The organism is Mesorhizobium sp. M7A.F.Ca.ET.027.03.2.1, from assembly GCF_003999175.1.
Lineage (GTDB): Bacteria > Pseudomonadota > Alphaproteobacteria > Rhizobiales > Rhizobiaceae > Mesorhizobium.
The window spans coordinates 1-3039 of sequence record NZ_RZOM01000764.1 but is presented as its reverse complement, the minus strand read 5'-3'; the positions used below and the strand labels follow the sequence as shown (position 1 = coordinate 3039).

At 62.4% G+C, this 3039-nt stretch carries 3 protein-coding genes; 2 read left to right on the top strand and 1 reads right to left on the bottom strand.

The window, feature by feature from the left end:
• Positions 1-906: 906 nt before the first annotated feature.
• Complete coding sequence (locus EN750_RS26405; RefSeq protein WP_127268588.1) at positions 907-1584, bottom strand: GntR family transcriptional regulator; 678 nt, start codon at positions 1582-1584, stop codon at positions 907-909.
• A 133-nt stretch (positions 1585-1717) separates the two neighbouring features.
• Here EN750_RS26405 and EN750_RS26400 point away from each other — a divergent pair, with 133 nt between their 5' ends.
• Positions 1718-2305, top strand: coding sequence for an amino acid synthesis family protein (locus EN750_RS26400; protein WP_127268589.1), 588 nt, complete (start codon positions 1718-1720; stop codon positions 2303-2305).
• A partial coding sequence (locus EN750_RS26395; RefSeq protein WP_127398351.1) for an alpha/beta fold hydrolase occupies positions 2298-3039 on the top strand: 742 nt, incomplete at its 3' end. The genes EN750_RS26400 and EN750_RS26395, both read left to right, overlap by 8 nt.

Here is a 3039-nt window from a genome sequence, read left to right as displayed (position 1 = left end):
GCGCCTAACATTGCCCAAAGGATCTTGTTCCCTGCTTTGGCAGGGGGATGAGTAGCTGACGGTCAGGCCTTCAAGGTGGATTTTCGCGGCAACTCGTCGAGGTGTCTCTCACCGGGCGGCGGTGCGCGCCTCGATTTGATTTGCGCGGTCTGCGACACCGAGGGGTTCCAGCTTTTGCAAGGCTTCAATTCCAGGTGCCCGAAAATGCCGACATGGCATTTCACCGGCCAACTTGCCATTAGACGAGCGACCGTTCGCATTACCCGGGCCCACGCGATTGGACCGAATCGACCTAACGGGAAAACCTAGCCTGATAGTTCTGTCCTTCCGACTCGGAGTGGCGCGATGCCCACCGTCTGAAGGCCGCTCAGATTTTCTGACCAGTCGAGGTGCAGACTATCATAGTTGATTGTTGCTGCCGGTGACCTAGCGTAATCAAAGGCTCACGTAGCTTTTCCAACAGAGGACGGTATGTTGTATCCAGGTGGATTTTTAGAACCGAGCGACATTGTGATGCTTGCCCGTGTTTGTGAGACGGTCTGCAAAGAGCGCGGCGTACCTGTTGCTTCGCGGGCGGGAGAGCGCACGGCTGCGCACGTACTCAGGCTGTTCATGAACGGTTTGAGTGGGGAGAATGAGCTGCTCGATGCTGAGAGGAACTGGGCTCGACGGAGTGATCTGGCTTTCGAGAAGTCTGCTGTCAGCTACGATGACACAAGAGAGGCCGCGTGATTAGCTTCCTGAGAATCGAAGTAGCGAAGAAAACCGCTCGCTCCACGCGACGAGCCCCAGAGGCACCCTCTGCATAGAGCGGGGTGTTGCTGCGGCACTCTTAAGGTGATGTAAAGCTTCCGCACGCAGCCCGATTCGTGGGCGATCGGCTCTGTTGGAAATTTGGTGGTGAGACTAAGGACAATCGACGCGTAGTGTGTTCCGGGCGATCTTCCAGGCGGACTCGACATGCCGCCGCGCTGCTGCTTCCGCCGCTTCCGGCTTGTGTGCGCGGATCGCATCCATGATCTCGTTCATCTCGGCGATCGCCGCTTCGCGCCGGTTGGTCGAGACGATTGTCATCGAACGAAGCTGGTTGATGCGGACATTCAGCCCGGAGACGATTTCCCAGGCGACACGCTTGTCGGCGGCCTCGAACAGTGCCTCGTAGAATTTGGTCGTCGCCCGCATCACCGCAGGCGGCGTCGCCGACGCCCACGCATCGAACAAATCCGCCAGCGCCCCTTCGAGCGTTGCCAACTGCTCGCCGGTGGCCGACAGGGCACAGGCTCGGGCCGCGATGCCTTCAAGCAGAGCCCGAAGCTCGTAGATCTCGTCGGTACGGCCGAGGTCCGGCCTGGCGACGGCCGGCCCATGCCCAGGGATCATCTGCACGAGCCCCTCTGCCTCCAGCTGCCGCAGTACCTCACGCACGACGGAACGGCTGACGCCGAGCTGGTCGCAAAGCGGCCGTTCGACAAGCCTTTCGCCAGGCTGGAAATGGAAATCCATGATCGCTTCGCGCATGCGCTCCAGCGCCAGCGTCCTCAAGGTCTTGGAGCTGCGGTCGATGCGAAGCGTGTCGTCTGGCATGTATGCCTCCTGCGCCGCTACGAAAACAGATTCGATGCCCGGTTGACAAGGCACTTGGCGCTCCATAGCATGGTATACCATAAGATGATAGCGGGATTGGATGTCCCGAGGCGCCACCTACCCGAGGAATTCCATGCAGCCCGCCATTCGTAAGATCGTTACCTATACCGAGAACACGCTGATCGAAGGCGGCAAGGCCGCCCCCCGGCCGCTGCGCCTTATCGGCGTCGCAGCGGTGCTGACCAATCCCTGGGCCGGTCGCGGCTTCACCGACGATCTGTCGCCCCAAATCCGAGCCTGTGCGCCGGTGCTGGGAGAGATCCTGACCCACGAGATCGTTGCCGCCGCCGGTTCCGGCGAGGCTATCGAGGGCTATGGCAAGGCCGCCATCTGCGGTACGTCGGGCGAGATCGAGCATGCGTCGGCGTTGATCCATACGCTGCACTTTGGCAACCACTATCGGCGTGCCGTAAGCGCCAAGACCTACCTTGCCTTCACCAATCTGCGCGGCGGGCCGAACACCCCGATCATCATTCCGCTGATGGACAAAAATGACGAAGGGCGGCGCTCGCATTACCTCACCGTGCATTTCCAGATCGGCGATGCACCGGCGCCCGACGAGCTGGTTGTGGCGCTCGGCGCCTCGATCGGCGGCCGCCCGCATCATCGAATCGGCGACCGCTACCAGGACCTCAAAGAGCTTGGGGACGTGCATGGCTGACGCTTCCGCATCGGCATGGGTTCGACGGGGTGCGGCGCCCGACGGCACCGGCTTCATCCGTGTCGGCGCGGGCGCACCGGTGCTTTTTATTCATGGCGTTGGTATGAACGCCGCGATCTGGCAGCCGCAGATCGAGCGGATGTCCGATAGCTTCGACGTCATCGCCATCGACATGCTCGGCCACGGTCAGTCGCCGCTGCCGCCGCAGAACCCAGAACTCGCCGACTATGCTGATCAGGCCATTCGCCTGCTCGACCATCTCGGCCTCGACAAAGTATCCGTCATCGGCCACTCGATGGGCGCGCTCGTTGCCCAGGAACTCGCGCTACGCGCAGCCGAGCGCGTCCGCCGCATCGTCTCGCTGAATGCCGTGTTCCGGCGGCCACCTGAACTGGCCGAAGCTGTTCGCCAGCGCGCGGTGGCGCTTACCGGCAAGAGTGACGTGACCGGCACGGCACAGACCATTGCCCGCTGGTTCGGAGATCCGGTGCCGGTCGAGCTCGAGGCGGCTGCACGGAAGACGGCCGCCGTACTGGGTGCCGTCGACCCGGAAGGTTATGCTCGCACCTATCGCCTGTTCGCTCGTGCCGACAGCGACCACGCTGACCGCCTGCCGAGGCTAGCCGTACCGGCCCTGTTCATGACCGGTTCCGAGGACAGGAATTCTTCGCCGGCAATGTCGGCCGCGATGGCGCGGCTGGCGCCGCATGGCCGCTGCACAGTGCTCTCAGGCG